We start from the raw sequence: 13,767 nt of genomic DNA, 5'->3' as shown, positions 1-13,767 counted from the left end.
TGGTGGTGACGTCGGCCGCACCCCAACCCGTCATGGTGGGCGGTGACCGCGACGTAAACGGCTTTCCGAAGCCAAACGGCTCAGCTTTTCTCGCGTGCGAGGCCTACCGAGCAGAGAACCCCAGTGGCTGATTCGTCTTGTTTCCTGAAGGAGGCATTACGGGCACATCGCACTGGCTTGTGCGACAAATAATGTGTCGCGCAAGTGCGGTTTTGTGTCGCACAAGTGGGTTTGTGCGACAGATTGGATTCGGCACACCCCCGACTCAGCGTTTCAACTTGCGATGCCTTGCCTCTTTGCTCAGCCAACTTGGCTGCAGGCCATGGCAAGATCAAGTCACTGTTTCCACTGACTGGACCCCACCATGATCGACCACACCGGCGTCAACGTCAGCGACTTTGCCAAGAGCAAAGCCTTCTACACCCAGGCCCTGGCGCCCATCGGCTACAGCCTCTTGGCTGACATTCCGGCCAGCGTGACGGGCCACACCGATGTGGCCGGTTTTGGCGTGGCGCCCAAGCCGGACTTTTGGATCAGCCAAGGCACGCCCAACCACCCGCCCATCCATGTGGCGTTTCAAGTGGCCACCCGCGCCGAGGTCAACGCCTTCTATGCAGCGGCCCTGGCCGCAGGCGGCCGCGACAACGGTGGCCCCGGCCTGCGCCCGCACTACCACCCGCACTACTGGGGCGCTTTTGTGCTGGACCCGGACGGCCACAACATCGAGGCCGTGTGCCACGCGTCTGAATGAGTGAGACATGGCCTGCGCCCCAGTGCCTGATCTTTGACCTGGACGGCACCTTGGTGGACAGCGAGTCGCTGTGCAACCAAGCCTTTCTGGATCTGCTGCCGGGGCTGCAAGACTCCGTGGCCGTGCTGACCGAGCGCTACCGAGGGCAGAAGCTGGCCTCCATCTTGGTGGACTTGGCCGCGCGGCTGGAGGCCCCGCTCTCCGCTGACTTTGAGCTGCGTTATCGCTCGCGCGTGGCGGAGTTGTTTGAGACCCAGCTCAAGCCCATGCCCGGCGCGTCGATGCTGTTGCAGAACTTGCCGCTCCCCTTTTGCATTGCCTCTGGCGGGCCGCTGCCCAAGATCCGTCAGGCGCTTGAGGTGTCTGGTTTGGCACCCTATGTGGGGGAGACGAGGGTGTTCAGCTCTTACAGCGTTGGGGCCTGGAAGCCCGACCCTGGCCTGTTTTTGCACGCTGCTGCGGCCATGGGCTTTGAGCCTGCGGCTTGTGTGGTGGTGGAGGACAGCGCGGTGGGCGTGCAGGCCGCGCAGGCCGCAGGCATGCAGGCCCTTTGGTTGACCCAAGACAGCGCTGCGGCGCAAACAAGTGTGACGCCGATCCACCGTCTGTCCCAGGTGATGGCATGGCTTGGGCATTAACGCTCAAGCACATCATCCCCCCGCTTCTGCAGTCTGTCGCATAGCGATGGCCCCCATCCGGGGGCTCGGGCAAGGTGCATCCTTTCCTTGTCGAGAGTAAGAGCGATGATGCACAGACACTCCCTGATCCGCCGACTGGCGCTCTGTGTGCTTGGCCTGGTGATGGGGGGTGTAAGCGCCCTGGCGCAGGCCCAAGACCCAGACCCTTTGGTGGATGCGGCGTGGTTGAGCCAAGCCCTGGCCGGGCAGTCGCCCCCGCTGGTCTTGGACGCCTCGCCCCGCAAGCTGCATGACATGGGCCACATTCCCGGCGCCGTGAGTGCAGACTTCTACAGCTATGGCTCGCGTGAAGTGGATGCGCAAGCCATGCAGGCCCGGCTGCGCAGTTGGGGGCTCAACGAGGGCCATCAGCTCATCGTCATTCATGACCAGGGTGGTGCCATGCTGGCCACTTGGCAGTTCTACGAACTCCACCGCCATGGGGTGCCCCTGCAGCGCCTGCGTTTGCTGGACGGCGGCCTCGCAGCCTGGAAGGCATCAGGCGGCAAGCTCACAGGCGAGGCGACCCCGGCGCCCCAGCCTGGCAACCTGGTGGTGCGTGCGCCCCTGCAAGATCCCCGGGCTTACCTGCCGGAGTTTCTGCAGGCATCAGGCGACCCGGCCCACCATGCCTTGCTGGAGGCGCTGGACCCGCCCTTCTATTACGGGGGTGCCAAGTTCTTCAGCCGGGGTGGCCATGTGCCCCATGCCTTGCTGACCCCAGCTGACGACTTCTTCAGGCCCGACAAGACCTTCAAATCTCGCGCTGAGTTGGAGGGCCTGCTGGCGCACCTGGGCGTGCGCCGCGAGCAGCAAGTCATCAGCTATTGCGGCGGCGGTGTGGCGGCCAGCGTGCCCTTCTTTGCGGCTAAGTTCCTGCTGGGCTACCCCCAAGTCAAGCTCTACCAGGGCTCGCAACGCGAGTGGCTGCAAGACCCGCGCGACCTGCCACTCTGGGCCTACGCCACCCCCTCTTTGCTGCGCAGCGCCGAGTGGCTCAATGGCTTTAGCAACACCATGCTGCGCACCTATAGCCACAGCCCCATCAGCGTGGTGGACGTGCGCCCCCGCGCCACCTACGCCCTGGGCCATGTGCCCTTTGCCCTGAGCCTGCCGACTGAACAATGGCGCACCCACTTGGCCCAGCCGCAGGGCTTGCGGTCACTGTTGGGGGCTGCGGGTATCGACCCCCAACACGAGGCTGTGCTGGTGTCTGAGGGTGGGCTTCAGCCGCCAGCAGCGCTGGCCTTTGCGCTGCTGGAGCACCTGGGTCAGCGCAAGGTTTCGGTGCTGATGGACAGTCTGGACGACTGGGGCCTAAAAGGCTTGCCGGTGGTCAAAGAGCCCACGCGCTTAGGAGCCAAGCAGTCTGCGCTGGACCCGACCATCGAGCCGGTGGCCTACAGCAGCGTGCTGAGGCCCGTCTTGGTGACTAACGCTCAAGCGGCCAAGGCTGAACCCCGTGCCGCCGGCCTGCCGCTGGTGTTTTTGTGGGTGGGCGCACAGGCCCCAGCGCCGCAGGCCATGCCCGGCACAAGCGTGCACCTGCCTTATGGGCAACTGCTGCAAGCCAATGGCCAGCCCAAGCCCGCGCACGAACTGTGGACCGTGTTGTCCAAGGCGGGCCTGCCACGCCATGCCCGCATCGTGAGCGTGGGCGATGAGCCCGGCGAGGCCGCTGTGGCCTATGTGGTGTTGCGACTCATGGGCTTTTCAGACACGCGACTGGCGCTGCAGCCCTGATGCGCATGGAGTGTTCTAGGTTCGCATGGCCGCACAATGGCCTTTTGTGCCCGTACACACCATGACCAAACTCCTCCTCCTCGGCGCCACCGGCCTCGTCGGCCAACAAGTGCTGGCCCAAGCCCTGGCTGACCCCAGCGTGGCGCAGGTGGTCGCCCCCACGCGGCGGGCGCTGCCGCCCCACCCCAAGCTGCTCAACCCCATCGTTGACTTTAAGGCGCTGCCGCAGGCCGACTGGTGGACGGCGGATGCGGTGGTGTGCTGCTTGGGCACCACGCTGAAGCAAGCAGGCTCGCCCGCCGCCTTCCGCGCGGTGGACCACGACCATGTGCTGGCGGCAGCGCGCTTGGCGCGCGCGGCGGGCACGCCCACCTTTGCGTTGAACTCGTCGCTGGGCGCCGCAGCGGCCAGCAGCAATTTGTATTTGCGCACCAAGGGCGAGACGGAAGATGACCTGGCCGCGCTGGGCTTTGCCTCGCTGACGCTGGTGCGGCCCTCGCTGTTGGACGGCGGCCCCAGGCCGGACTCTCGCCCCGGCGAGGCGTTGGGCCTGTGGTTTGCGCGCCTGGCCCGCCCGCTCATTCCGGCGCGTTACCGTGCGGTGCGCACCGAGGCGGTGGCGCGGGCGCTGCTGCAGGCAGCACGGCTGGCCAAGCCAGGCCGCAGCTGTGTTGAAAACGCTGAGATCTTAGAGGCCTGAGCCCGGGTGGCTCTCCTCACCCCACCACCACAGCAGCGCGCCTGAGCACACCATGCTCAGCGCCACAAACCAAAAGGCGGCCTCCATCTGGCCGCTGTGGTGCGCCGCCAGCCCCAGCCCCAGGGCACCCAAGGCATAACCCAGGTCGCGCCAAAAGCGGTAGATGCCAATGGCTGAGCCGCGCCACTGTGGGGGGGCGAAGTCGGCCACGGCGGCCGAGAGATTGGGGTAGAGCAGGGCCATGCCCAGGCCCGTCAGGGCCGCAGAGGCCACCCACCAAGGCACGCCATGCCCCAGCACCATCAGGGCCACGCCCGCCCCGCACAGCACCATGCCGCCCACGTTCAAGCGGTGGCGGCCCATGCGGTCTGACCACGGGCCGGTCAGCAACTGCGCACTGCCCCACACCAAGCCGTACACACCAATGATGGCGCCGGCCTGCGGCAGGCTCACGCCCTGCTTCATCAAGTAGACCGGGTAGAGCACCCATACCAGCGCGTCCACAAACTTCTCCACCAAGCCGGCTTGGCACAGGGCCAGCAGGCGGCGGTCTTGCCAGCTCATCAGGGCGAACACTTGCCAAGTGCTTGGGGCCGGGTGGGTGAGAGCGCTGGCCACGGCCCTGGGCTGCTGTGTGGCAGCGGCCTGCGCCCACGGCAAGGTCTCTTGGATGCAGAGGGCCGCTTGCAGCAAGGCCAAGGCCGTGACCACCACACCAAACACCAGCAAGCTTTCGCGCGGGCCCCAGTGGCTGGCCAGCCAGGCCGTGAAGAGGCCACCCAAGGCCACGCCCACATAGCCTGCAAACTCATTCAAGCCCAAGGTCAGGCCGCGCTCTTGCGGGCGGGTGAGGTCGAGCTTGGCGGTTTGGGTCATCGACCAAGTCAGTCCTTGGTTCACTCCCAGCAAGACCGTGGCCGCCACCACCCAAGCCCAATGCGGGGCCAGCCCCACCATCAGCGGTACAGGCAGCGCCACACACCACCCCATCAACAACACCCGCTTGCGCCCCAGCCGTTCAGACAAGCGCCCAGCCACGAAGTTCATCACCGCCTTGACCGCGCCGAAGGCCATCACAAAGGTGCTCAGCAGCAAGAAGGAGGTTTTGGGCACGCCAAACTCTGCTTCTGCCAATGTGGGGACGACCGTGCGCATCATGCCCAGCGTCAGCCCCACAAATAACACTTGTGTGAGCCAATGCAAGAACTGGCTTCGATGGGCTGCGATGCCGTGGTCTAGAGCGCGTGGGGCCTCAGTGTTCATCAGCGTGCATCAGGCCGGGGCTTGGGCCATGCCAACCAGCGGCATGCCCGCCGCCTGCCACTCACTGACACCATCCAAGAGCTTGTGCACCCGATAGCCCTTGCGGCTCAGCAGTTGATAGGCCTCTTGTGAGAACAGGCAAAACGGCCCACGGCAATAGGCGACGATGTCTTTGCCCTTGGGCAACTCGGCCAGTCGGCTGGCGATCTCGCCCACCGGCATAGAGCGCGCATACGGCAGATGGCCCACCTCGTATTCCTCGGCGGGGCGCACGTCGATCACCACCACCTCGCCACGCTTGGCGCGGGCCATCAGCGTGGGCCTGTCCAGCGTGGTCAGCGTGCTGGGCTCGGCCACCATCTGGTCCAGGGCGTGTCGCAGCTCTTGCAAATGGGCCTCGGCCACTTCGCGCAAGTTCACCCACAGCCCCGCCACATCGCTGCCTGACAAGCTGTAGAGCACGTACTTGCCCTCTTTGCGAAAGCCCACCAAGCGCGCTTCTTTCAGGGCCTTCAAGTGGGCGCTGGCCAGCTTGATGTCCACCGACAGCTCTTGCGCCAGCACCTCCACCGACTTTTCACCCTGGGCCAGCAGCTCCAACAACTCCAAGCGCTTGGGGCTGGCCAGGGCCTTGCCGATGCGGGCCACTTGTTCGTAGAGCAGGTCTTTGAGGTCACGCTTTTTCATCAAATCATTCTAATGATCGTTAGAATGATGCGTCAATCGCTTCTGGCTTATGTTTGCCTTGCCCCGCCACCGCCTGCTGTTGGCTGCCCTTGTGGCGGCGGTGCACCTGTGCGCGTTGGGGCTGCTGCCTGCGGCCGGGCTGCAGGTGCGTGTGCCCAAACCCCGGCCACAGAGCGATGTGCTGCTGATATTGCAGGCCCCCACCCCGGCACCACAGCCCGAGCCGCTGCCTTTGACGGCCCCTCGGCCCAAGCCCACCAAACGCCCCAACGCCGCCCCAGCAGCGCCGCCTGCACCCGAGCAGCCCACGCCCACGCCCACAGCCACAGCCACAGCCACAGCCACAGCCACAGCCACAGCCACAGCCACAGCCACAGCCACAGCCACAGCCACAGCCACAGCCACAGCCACAGCCACCAAGCCCCTGGCCACCCTGGCCGCACCGCCCACACCTAGCGCCCAAGAGTGGGCCTTGGCCGGGCAATACAGCCTGAAGAACAGCAAGCGCTATCGCCACACCTGGGGCCAGCATGTGCGCAGCCTGATGGGCGAGGCCGTGGAAGGGCCAGACCAAGGCGCCGTGCGCTTTGAAGTGGAGATCGCCCCAGACGGCCGCCTGGCGCGGCTCGATACCTTGTGGAGCACTTCAGCCAAGGCCGAGCGCCTGGCCCGCCATGCCATTGAACACATGCCGCCCCTGCCGCCCACACCCACCGGCAAGCCCCTGGTGTTTCAGCGCACCATCTCCTTTCAGCCCTACGACACCGACGGGCCACCTCTCTACAAAAACGACTGCCAGCCCGACGCCCCCGCCTTCAGCAACCCCTTTGCCTGGAACGGCAGTTCATCAGCCACCGCCCGAGGCCAGCGCCCGCCCGCCGCGCCCATGAGCGCTGAAGAGCTGGCCGACTGCTTGAAGCAACTGCCCCCCGACACCCTGGAAGCAGAAAGCGCGCAGATGCGGCGGCAGTTGGAGCAGGGCTGGTCATCCACCTTGCGGCCTTGAGCGCCGGGGTGGTGCGCCCTCCATAATCCCGGCCTGCTCCCCTTCCGCGTGGTCGAGACGCCGCCCCTTCATCATGGACAAACTCTTGCTGCGCCAACAGGTACTGGACCAACTGGCCCAAGACCTTGAGCAAGCCGAACAGGCCGCGCGGGCGGCCCATGAAACGGCGACCCACGAAGAAAACATCGCCGAAAACAAATACGACACCCTGGGGCTGGAGGCCGCCTACTTGGCCACGGGCCAAGCGCGTCGCGCCGAGGCCATTCGCCAAGCGATGGCCGCTTGGCGCCAGTTCCGCCCGCTGCCCTTTGATGCTCGCTTGGGGCTACAGCTCGGCGCACTGGTCTGCCTGGTGGATGCCAACGAGCAGCAGCAACTGCTGTTTCTGGGGCCCGTGGGCGGCAGCATGAAGCTGCACAGCGGCGCCCAGCTTGTGCAGGTCATCAGCAGCGAGGCGCCTTTGGGCCAGGCCCTGCTGGGCAAAGGCGAGGGCGATGAGGTATTGCTGCAGGTCGCCTCAAGCCGGCAGTTTGAGGTGCTGTGGGTGCAGTGAGGCTCGCTCACAAACGCCTGTGAGGTGTCGGGCGATATGATGGCCCGGGTCCCCTTCATCTCGGCAACCATTTCTTGAGACTGAACCATGGAATCTGTGATCGCACTTGCCACGGTGGCGGCCATTGCCTGCGTGGGCATCATGAGCCCGGGGCCTGACTTTTTGGCCGTCACCTATGCGGCAGTCACCGGGTCGCGGCGCAGCGCCGCAGCGGTGGCATTGGGGGTGGTGATAGGCAATGGCGTTTGGGCCGGCGCGGCCTTGCTGGGGGTGGGGGCCTTGTTTGCCTTGTTCCCTTCCTTGTTCATGGTCATCAAGACCTTTGGCGCGCTCTATCTCCTGTGGCTGGGCATAGGCTTGCTGCGCAATGCCAGAACGCCCTTGCCCGAGGGCCAAGATGGCGCACCCGCAGGCTCCATGTTCAAGAACTTCTCGAAGGGCCTGTCCACCACCATGGCCAATCCCAAGGCGGCGATCTACTACGCCTCGGCCTTGTCGTCCGCTGCGCCCGCTGATGCCGGATTCATTCTCTTGAGCGCCATGGTCTTGTCAGTGTTTGTGGTGGCGGCGGTGTGGTTCACTATCGTGGTGTCGGTGCTGTCCAACCCGAGGGCTGCGGCCACCTTCAAGCGCTTCAAGGTGTATTTCGAATCCTTCTTTGGCTCGCTCTTGGTGGCCTTTGGTCTCAAGCAGCTCTTTTCAAGAGCGGTCTAGGGCCTCTCGCGTCATCGCAAGAGTTCGTAGCGCAGGGTTTTGAGGTGCTGTGGGTTCATTGAGCCGCCAGCAAGTGCACGCCAAATGCGTCAAGAAGAACTCGCCCTGACCCCGTCAGGACGTTCTGCCTTGCGTCTATCAGGCCACGAAAGAACGTGTCGTCGCAAACACGGCAGCCTGCACGCGTGAGCTGAGGTTGAGTTTGCGCAGGATGTGCTGGACATGGATCTTGACGGTGGTCTCGGCGATGTCCAGTGCCCGTGCGATCTCTTTGTTGCTGGCGCCCTGGGCGATGTGCTTGAGGATCTCCGTCTCGCGGGGCGACAGCGTGCTCAGCGGGTCGATGGGGCTATCGGGCAAGGGCGAGGCTGGGGCGGGCGCATGCTCGGCCTGAAAGGCCTGCACCAGCTTGCTGGTCATCTCCGGGCTGATGATGGACTCACCCGCCATGGTGCGCAGGATCACGGCCGCCAGCACATCGCTGTCCACCGTTTTAAGCAAGTAGCCACGCGCGCCGCCACGCAGCGCCGCAGCCAGGTGGCGCTCGTCTTCACTGACGGTCAGCATCAGCACCTTGGCTTGCGGCGCCACCTCGCGCAGGCTGGCCAGCGCGTCCACGCCGTTCACGCCGGGCATGTGGTTGTCCAGCAAGATCAGGTCGGGTTGGTGCAGGGCCGCATGCCGCTGCGCCTCGGCCGCATCGGCGGCTTCGGCCACGATGGTGAAGCGCGGGTCGCCCCCCAGCAAGGCCATCAAGCCGCGCCGAAACAGGGTGTGGTCGTCCACCACCAGCAGCCGAACGGGTGGCGCGCCAGGCACCGTCGTGGAAGGAGAGGCAGTCATCATCAGGCAGCCAAAAGTTGGGTGTCGGGCAGGGTCAGCACCACGCAGGTTCCTGAGCCCGGCACCGAGCTCAGCTCCACCAGGGCGCCGATGCGGGCGGCGCGCTCGCGCATGATGCGCAAGCCCACATGGGTTTCGCCAGTGGCGAGGTCGGTGTCAAAGCCTTGGCCGTCGTCGCGCACTTCCACGCGCCACGGCAAGCTCTGTTGGACCTCAACCCACACCGTGCTGGCCCGGGCGTGCTTGCGCACATTGGACAAAGCCTCCAGCACCACATGCAGCACCTGCACCTGAATGTCTGCGGGCAGCGGCAGGCCGGCGCCTTCAAGCTGCAAGTGGGTCTTGAGGCCGGTTTGGTGCTCAAACTTTTGCAAGGTGGTTTGCAGCGCGGCGCTGATGTCCTCGGTATTGGTGCGGGTCCGAAAGTGCACCAACAGCTCGCGCACATCGGCCATGCTTTCGGCCACACCGGCATCCAACTCGGCCAGCACGGCGTCGGCTTGGTGGTCGTCGCGACGCTTCAGCGCTTGGCGCAGCAAGCCCGTTTGGATTTTGAGAAAGGCCAAGCTTTGGGCAATGCTGTCATGCAGCTCGCTGGCCAGCAGCCCGCGCTCGCTGGCCACGGCCGCCTCGCGTTCCAGCGCGCTGGCCCGCAGGCTCTCAATGGCCCCCGCCAAGTGGCTGGCCAGTGTCTCTAGCAAAGCCTGATCGTCGGTGCTGAGCACGTGCTCGTGGCGGTAGAACAGGTTCAGTTCGCCCACACGCCGGTCGTGCAGTTGCAAGGGGATCACCAGCACACTGGCAAACCCGGCACGCTCGCAGTGGCTGCGCAGCCCATGCTCGCCATCGGCACGAATAGGGATGACGCGGGTCTGGCTCTGCTGCTTGGTTTGGCCGCAATGGCAATCGCCCACGGGCAGGCAGTGTTCGTCTTCGGTCAGGCTGGCGGGCAGGCCCTCAGACGCCAGCAGCACATAGCGCTGGGTGTGTTCATCGGCCCAGCGCACGGCGCAGGCATTGGCGTCGGCGACGCGCTGCAATTGCCGCGCAAAGCCTTGCGTCAAGGTCTGCAGAGAATCCGCCTTGGCCACAAACGCTGCCGCCTCATACATGGCCACCAGACGTGCGCGTTGTTGCTCCAGCCGCAAGGTCTTCTCGCGCACTTTGTCTTCCAGGCTTTGGTAGAGGTCCTGCAAGGTGGTCGCCATCTGGTTGAAGCCTTGCGAGAGCGCGCCAAACTCGTCGCTGCTGCTCACCTCGACCCGCGCGCTCAAGTCACCCTTGGATACCTTCTCCAGGCCCGACTGCAAGCGCGCCAAGGGGTTGAACACAAAAAGGTAGGCGGCATAGAGCAAGGCCACCGCACTGGCCAGGGCCAGGGCCACCATCATGAATTGAAAGGCATTCAGGATGGTCGTGAGCGAGGCCAGTTGCACCTCGATGGCGGTGACGAAAACGTCGATGCGCTCCACCAGAGCCTCGGCCTGTTGCGCCACCACTTGGGCCGAGGGCCGAGGCGTCGCACCCCACGCGCGCTGAAGATGCTGCCAGCCTTGCTGCACGTCCGCAAAGGCAGCTTGTGTGGCGACATCGCGGGGCAGAAACAAGGGGCGTGCCGGGTCGCCCGTGGCCAAGACGCGCACGCTGCTGTCGAACTGGTCTTGGTAGAGGCGAACGCGGGCCTCGTCAGTGCCCGACAGCGTTTGGGCCAAGCGCCACGTTTGCATGCGCATGCGCCCGGCCTCGTTGACCGCAGCCGCGCCGCCCTCCAGCTGCCAAGTCACCCACAGCGTCAGGCTGATGGAGGCCAGCGCCATCAGCAGCAGCACCGTGCCGATGGTGCCCAGCTTGGCAGAGAGGGATCGAGGAAAGGTCATCAAACCACTCTACGCACCGGGGGGGAGCGGGTCTTGATCTTGGTCAAGCGCGGGTGAGTCATCGCGGTAGTGGGCATAGGGGCCCGTGCCCGCATGGTCGGCTTGCGAGGCCGCCACAAAGCAGCCACGCGTCACATCGAACACATGCACCTCGCCGTCTTCGATCACATAGTGCCAGCCGTGCAGGCTGATGCGCCCGGCTTCTACCCCCGCGCGCACCATGGGGTAGTTCATCAGCCGTTCCAGTTGCAACACCACGGCACGCTGCTCGGTGCGGCGCAGCGCCTCTGGGCTGAGCTCGGCCACCGGCAGGGTGGCTGCGCGGCCTAGGTCCAGCCATTGCTGCAGGTTGCGGGCTTCGGGCGGCACACCGGTGTAGAGCGCGCGTATGCCCCCGCAGTGGCTGTGCCCGCAGACGATGATGCGGCGCACGGCCAGGCTCAGCACCGCAAACTCGATGGCGGCGGCCGTGCCGTGGTAGCCCGCTAGCGGCCCGCCGCAGGCACCGTCCCAGGGCGGTACAAAGGCACCCACATTGCGCACCAAGAACAGCTCGCCAGGGCCGGTGCCCGTCAGCAAATACGGCACCAGGCGAGAGTCCGAACAACCGATGAACAAGGTGCTGGGGTGCTGGCCTTGCTCCACCAGGGTCTGAAAGGTCTGTTGGTGGTCGGGGAAGGCATTGTCATGAAAGTGACGCAGCCGGGCCAGCCATTCGTCGTCCATGGCCGGGCTCACTGCATCAGCGGCGCGTCATTGGCCTCCAGGGCCACGCCGCAGACGGTGGCCTGGGCCGCCAGTTGCCGCAAGGTCTGGCCCAGGGCCGTTGCAAAGTGATGCTGCTGCAAGTGCAAGGCCACGGCCTCGCGTACCGCTTCAAACGTGGCTTGCACGCCCGGCTCACGCGCCAGCACTTCCACCACATGCAAACCAAAACGGGTGCAGACCAGGCGGGGCAATACGCCCACCTCGGGCTGCCCCAACACCTCGCGCGCAAACTCCGGCGCACAGTCAGCCGCACTGAGCCAGCCCAGCTCGCCGCCCTGGGCCGCGCTGGGGCAGTTGGACCACTCGGCAGCGGCCAGTGCAAAGGCCGGGCCTTGGCTGTCGGCCACGCGCAGGTTCAACAAGCAGGCCTCGGCCCGCTGGCGCAGCGGGGCCAGCGGCACGCCGGGGGTCACGGCAAACAGGATGTGTCGCACCAGCACCCGCTCACCTTGGGCCCAGCGTTGGGGCTGGGCGGCAAAGTGGCGGCGGCAGGCGGCTTCGTCCACCGGCACCTCGGGCAGGTGCTGGGCCAGCCACTGCTCGATGGCAGCCTGCGCCGCCTCGGTGATGGCGCCGTCCTCGGGCACGGCGTCGTCAGCAGGCAGCAGGCCGTCACGCTGGGCGGCTTGACGCAGCAGCTCGGTGCAGGCGCGCTGGCGCAGCTCGGCGGGGCTCAGGGCTTCTTCAGGCCCATGCAGGGCGATGTCGTTGATGGTGGCGAGCATGAGGAGGGGCTCCTTCAGAGTTGGCGTTGCGGTGTGTTGTGGCCGGGCGGCAGGTTCAGGCGGCGGGAGCGCACCAACTGCCGGGGCCGCCACAGATAGGCGACAGACGCCAAACCACTCCAGACATGCACCAGGCGGCTGAAGGGGAAGAGGAAGAAGATGGTCATGCCCAGCACCATGTGTACCTTGTAAGGCCAGGCCAGCTCGATCAGGTTGGCCGCCTGCGGCCGGAAGGTGACGATGCGCTGCGCCCAGTCGGCCAGGATCAGCATCACGCTGCCATCCGCATGGGCCAGCGAGAAGGGCAGGGTCACCAGACCCAGCGTGAGCTGCACCCACAAGATGAGCAAGATGGCGATGTCGGTGCGGTGGCTGGTCAGCCGGATGCGCGGGTCAAACAAACGCCGCCACAGCAACATGCTCAGGCCCACAAAACAAACCGCGCCGGCCACGCCCCCGGCCACGATGGCCAGCATCTGCTTTTGCGCCGGGGTCATGAAGGACTCGTACAGCGCATGCGGTGTCAGCATGCCAACCGAATGGCCGACGAACAGAAACAAGATGCCCAGGTGAAACAGGTTGGAGCCCCAGCGCAGCATGCCGTGGCGCAGCAGTTGGGAGGAGTCGCTCTTCCAGGTGTATTGGTCGCGGTCGAACCTGGCCAGGCTGCCCATGAAGAACACGGCCAGGCAGATGTACGGATACACCGTGAAGAAGAAGTCGTGCAGGTACAGGCTGAGATCGGAATGCGAGTTCATGGCGTGGCTCCTGTGCGAGGGGCGTTGCGACGCACCAGGTGAATGGGTTGGGTCTGGCTGCTGCCTGGGCGTTGACCGGCACTGCCGCAGCCATCAAAGGCCAAGGGCTCTTGCCAGCTTTCATCCAAGGGCTCTTCGGAGGCAATGGGCACGGCCTCGGCCGGGTGGCCCGCCAAGTCCAGCAAGGCGCCCAGCACGCTGGCATAGCGGCTCTGGCGTTGCGCCAAGGCGCTGAAGATCACGTTCAGCAAATGGGCGATTTCACTCAAGAAGCCAGCGGCCTCTTTGGGCGGCTGGGTGGAGCAAAACTCCAGCAGCACCCGCAGGTCGTCGGGCATCTCGCCTTCGGCCAGATAGAGCCCGCCTTTTTCGTAGGTCTGAGCCAGGTCGATCATGGCCGGGCCGCGCTCGCGCGAGTCGCCATGCACATGCTCAAACAGGCACAGCGCGGTGCGCCGTCCGCTGTCAAAGAGTTGCACATAGTCGGCCTCGGCCTCTAGCGGTGCTTGGCGCTGCAGGTGGGCGATCAGCCCATCCAACTCGGCCAAGCGGGCGGCCCCCAAGGCTTGCTCTTGGTGCAGGGCGGCTTGCAGCTCTGGCAGGTGCTGGCGCAGGGGGGCGTCGGGGTAGGACAGCAGGCGGGCCAGCACCCGCAGGCTGCGCGCCATGGGGCGGGGAGAGGTGGCAAAGAAGTTCTTCATG

At 65.5% G+C, this 13,767-nt stretch carries 15 protein-coding genes; 7 read left to right on the top strand and 8 right to left on the bottom strand.

The annotated features are described in order from the left end of the window. Positions 1-364: 364 nt before the first annotated feature. From ACIQ3Q_RS06075 to ACIQ3Q_RS06060, 4 genes are all read left to right on the top strand, one after another. Positions 365-751 carry a VOC family protein gene (locus ACIQ3Q_RS06075; protein WP_396268124.1) on the top strand — a complete coding sequence of 129 codons (387 nt, stop codon included), beginning with the start codon at positions 365-367 and terminating at the stop codon, positions 749-751. Then, positions 748-1,389, top strand: coding sequence for an HAD-IA family hydrolase (locus ACIQ3Q_RS06070; RefSeq protein WP_396268123.1), 642 nt, complete (start codon positions 748-750; stop codon positions 1,387-1,389). Before ACIQ3Q_RS06075 ends, ACIQ3Q_RS06070 begins: the two co-directional genes overlap by 4 nt. Before the next feature lie 105 nt (positions 1,390-1,494). Next, positions 1,495-3,171: a sulfurtransferase gene (locus tag ACIQ3Q_RS06065; protein WP_396268122.1), complete on the top strand. Its 1,677-nt coding sequence runs from the start codon at positions 1,495-1,497 to the stop codon at positions 3,169-3,171. Positions 3,172-3,232: 61 nt separating this feature from the next. Then, positions 3,233-3,871, top strand: a complete 639-nt coding sequence (locus ACIQ3Q_RS06060; RefSeq protein WP_396268121.1) for an NAD-dependent dehydratase — start codon at positions 3,233-3,235, stop codon at positions 3,869-3,871. On the opposite strand, the gene ACIQ3Q_RS06055 is transcribed toward ACIQ3Q_RS06060, so the two are convergent. Together ACIQ3Q_RS06055 and ACIQ3Q_RS06050 are read right to left on the bottom strand one after the other, a co-directional pair. Further along, complete coding sequence (locus tag ACIQ3Q_RS06055; RefSeq protein WP_396268120.1) at positions 3,860-5,134, bottom strand: MFS transporter; 1,275 nt, start codon at positions 5,132-5,134, stop codon at positions 3,860-3,862. The genes ACIQ3Q_RS06060 and ACIQ3Q_RS06055 overlap by 12 nt on opposite strands. A gap of 9 nt (positions 5,135-5,143) precedes the next feature. Beyond that, on the bottom strand, positions 5,144-5,821 hold the full coding sequence (locus tag ACIQ3Q_RS06050) for an ArsR/SmtB family transcription factor (protein ID WP_396268119.1): 678 nt from the start codon (positions 5,819-5,821) through the stop codon (positions 5,144-5,146). A gap of 49 nt (positions 5,822-5,870) precedes the next feature. Here ACIQ3Q_RS06050 and ACIQ3Q_RS06045 point away from each other — a divergent pair, with 49 nt between their 5' ends. The 3 genes from ACIQ3Q_RS06045 (at position 5,871) to ACIQ3Q_RS06035 (ending at position 8,094) form a co-directional block, all read left to right on the top strand. Beyond that, positions 5,871-6,827 carry an energy transducer TonB gene (locus tag ACIQ3Q_RS06045; RefSeq protein ID WP_396268118.1) on the top strand — a complete coding sequence of 319 codons (957 nt, stop codon included), beginning with the start codon at positions 5,871-5,873 and terminating at the stop codon, positions 6,825-6,827. Positions 6,828-6,900: 73 nt separating this feature from the next. Further along, the gene (locus ACIQ3Q_RS06040) at positions 6,901-7,380 is read left to right on the top strand and encodes a GreA/GreB family elongation factor (RefSeq protein WP_396268117.1); all 480 of its coding nucleotides are present in this window, start codon (positions 6,901-6,903) and stop codon (positions 7,378-7,380) included. Positions 7,381-7,467: 87 nt separating this feature from the next. After that, positions 7,468-8,094, top strand: coding sequence for a LysE family translocator (locus tag ACIQ3Q_RS06035; protein WP_396268116.1), 627 nt, complete (start codon positions 7,468-7,470; stop codon positions 8,092-8,094). Between the two features lie 138 nt (positions 8,095-8,232). Here the strand turns inward: ACIQ3Q_RS06035 and ACIQ3Q_RS06030 are convergent, their stop codons facing one another. Genes ACIQ3Q_RS06030 through narJ form a run of 6 tightly spaced genes read right to left on the bottom strand, consistent with a single transcriptional unit; the run spans position 8,233 to position 13,766 of the window. Next, positions 8,233-8,937 carry a response regulator gene (locus tag ACIQ3Q_RS06030; RefSeq protein WP_396268115.1) on the bottom strand — a complete coding sequence of 235 codons (705 nt, stop codon included), beginning with the start codon at positions 8,935-8,937 and terminating at the stop codon, positions 8,233-8,235. A 2-nt stretch (positions 8,938-8,939) separates the two neighbouring features. Further along, positions 8,940-10,814: a type IV pili methyl-accepting chemotaxis transducer N-terminal domain-containing protein gene (locus ACIQ3Q_RS06025; RefSeq protein ID WP_396268114.1), complete on the bottom strand. Its 1,875-nt coding sequence runs from the start codon at positions 10,812-10,814 to the stop codon at positions 8,940-8,942. 9 nt (positions 10,815-10,823) lie between these two features. Beyond that, positions 10,824-11,540, bottom strand: a complete 717-nt coding sequence (locus ACIQ3Q_RS06020) for a carbonic anhydrase (protein ID WP_396268113.1) — start codon at positions 11,538-11,540, stop codon at positions 10,824-10,826. Positions 11,541-11,548: 8 nt separating this feature from the next. Next, the gene (locus ACIQ3Q_RS06015) at positions 11,549-12,307 is read right to left on the bottom strand and encodes a peptidylprolyl isomerase (protein WP_396268112.1); all 759 of its coding nucleotides are present in this window, start codon (positions 12,305-12,307) and stop codon (positions 11,549-11,551) included. 14 nt (positions 12,308-12,321) lie between these two features. After that, positions 12,322-13,065, bottom strand: coding sequence for a respiratory nitrate reductase subunit gamma (gene narI, locus ACIQ3Q_RS06010; protein WP_396268111.1), 744 nt, complete (start codon positions 13,063-13,065; stop codon positions 12,322-12,324). Continuing rightward, positions 13,062-13,766 (bottom strand): nitrate reductase molybdenum cofactor assembly chaperone, encoded by a 705-nt coding sequence (gene narJ, locus ACIQ3Q_RS06005; protein WP_396268110.1) that lies wholly within the window; start codon positions 13,764-13,766, stop codon positions 13,062-13,064. Before narJ ends, narI begins: the two co-directional genes overlap by 4 nt. Position 13,767 lies beyond the last annotated feature (1 nt).

This window comes from Ideonella sp., from assembly GCF_044358605.1.
Lineage (GTDB): Bacteria > Pseudomonadota > Gammaproteobacteria > Burkholderiales > Burkholderiaceae_C > Ideonella.
The sequence above is the reverse complement of the archived record's forward strand: the minus strand, read 5'-3'. Positions and strand labels throughout refer to the sequence as shown.

Bases quoted from the DNA above. Each gene is read 5' to 3' on its own strand.
- ACIQ3Q_RS06075 (WP_396268124.1), top strand. From the start codon at position 365: ATGATCGACCACACCGGCGTCAACGTCAGCGACTTTGCCAAGAGCAAA.
- ACIQ3Q_RS06070 (WP_396268123.1), top strand. From the start codon at position 748: ATGAGTGAGACATGGCCTGCGCCCCAGTGCCTGATCTTTGACCTGGAC.
- ACIQ3Q_RS06065 (WP_396268122.1), top strand. From the start codon at position 1,495: ATGATGCACAGACACTCCCTGATCCGCCGACTGGCGCTCTGTGTGCTT.
- ACIQ3Q_RS06060 (WP_396268121.1), top strand. From the start codon at position 3,233: ATGACCAAACTCCTCCTCCTCGGCGCCACCGGCCTCGTCGGCCAACAA.
- ACIQ3Q_RS06055 (WP_396268120.1), bottom strand. From the start codon at position 5,134: ATGAACACTGAGGCCCCACGCGCTCTAGACCACGGCATCGCAGCCCAT.
- ACIQ3Q_RS06050 (WP_396268119.1), bottom strand. From the start codon at position 5,821: ATGAAAAAGCGTGACCTCAAAGACCTGCTCTACGAACAAGTGGCCCGC.
- ACIQ3Q_RS06045 (WP_396268118.1), top strand. From the start codon at position 5,871: ATGTTTGCCTTGCCCCGCCACCGCCTGCTGTTGGCTGCCCTTGTGGCG.
- ACIQ3Q_RS06040 (WP_396268117.1), top strand. From the start codon at position 6,901: ATGGACAAACTCTTGCTGCGCCAACAGGTACTGGACCAACTGGCCCAA.
- ACIQ3Q_RS06035 (WP_396268116.1), top strand. From the start codon at position 7,468: ATGGAATCTGTGATCGCACTTGCCACGGTGGCGGCCATTGCCTGCGTG.
- ACIQ3Q_RS06030 (WP_396268115.1), bottom strand. From the start codon at position 8,937: ATGACTGCCTCTCCTTCCACGACGGTGCCTGGCGCGCCACCCGTTCGG.
- ACIQ3Q_RS06025 (WP_396268114.1), bottom strand. From the start codon at position 10,814: ATGACCTTTCCTCGATCCCTCTCTGCCAAGCTGGGCACCATCGGCACG.
- ACIQ3Q_RS06020 (WP_396268113.1), bottom strand. From the start codon at position 11,540: ATGGACGACGAATGGCTGGCCCGGCTGCGTCACTTTCATGACAATGCC.
- ACIQ3Q_RS06015 (WP_396268112.1), bottom strand. From the start codon at position 12,307: ATGCTCGCCACCATCAACGACATCGCCCTGCATGGGCCTGAAGAAGCC.
- narI (WP_396268111.1), bottom strand. From the start codon at position 13,065: ATGAACTCGCATTCCGATCTCAGCCTGTACCTGCACGACTTCTTCTTC.
- narJ (WP_396268110.1), bottom strand. From the start codon at position 13,766: ATGAAGAACTTCTTTGCCACCTCTCCCCGCCCCATGGCGCGCAGCCTG.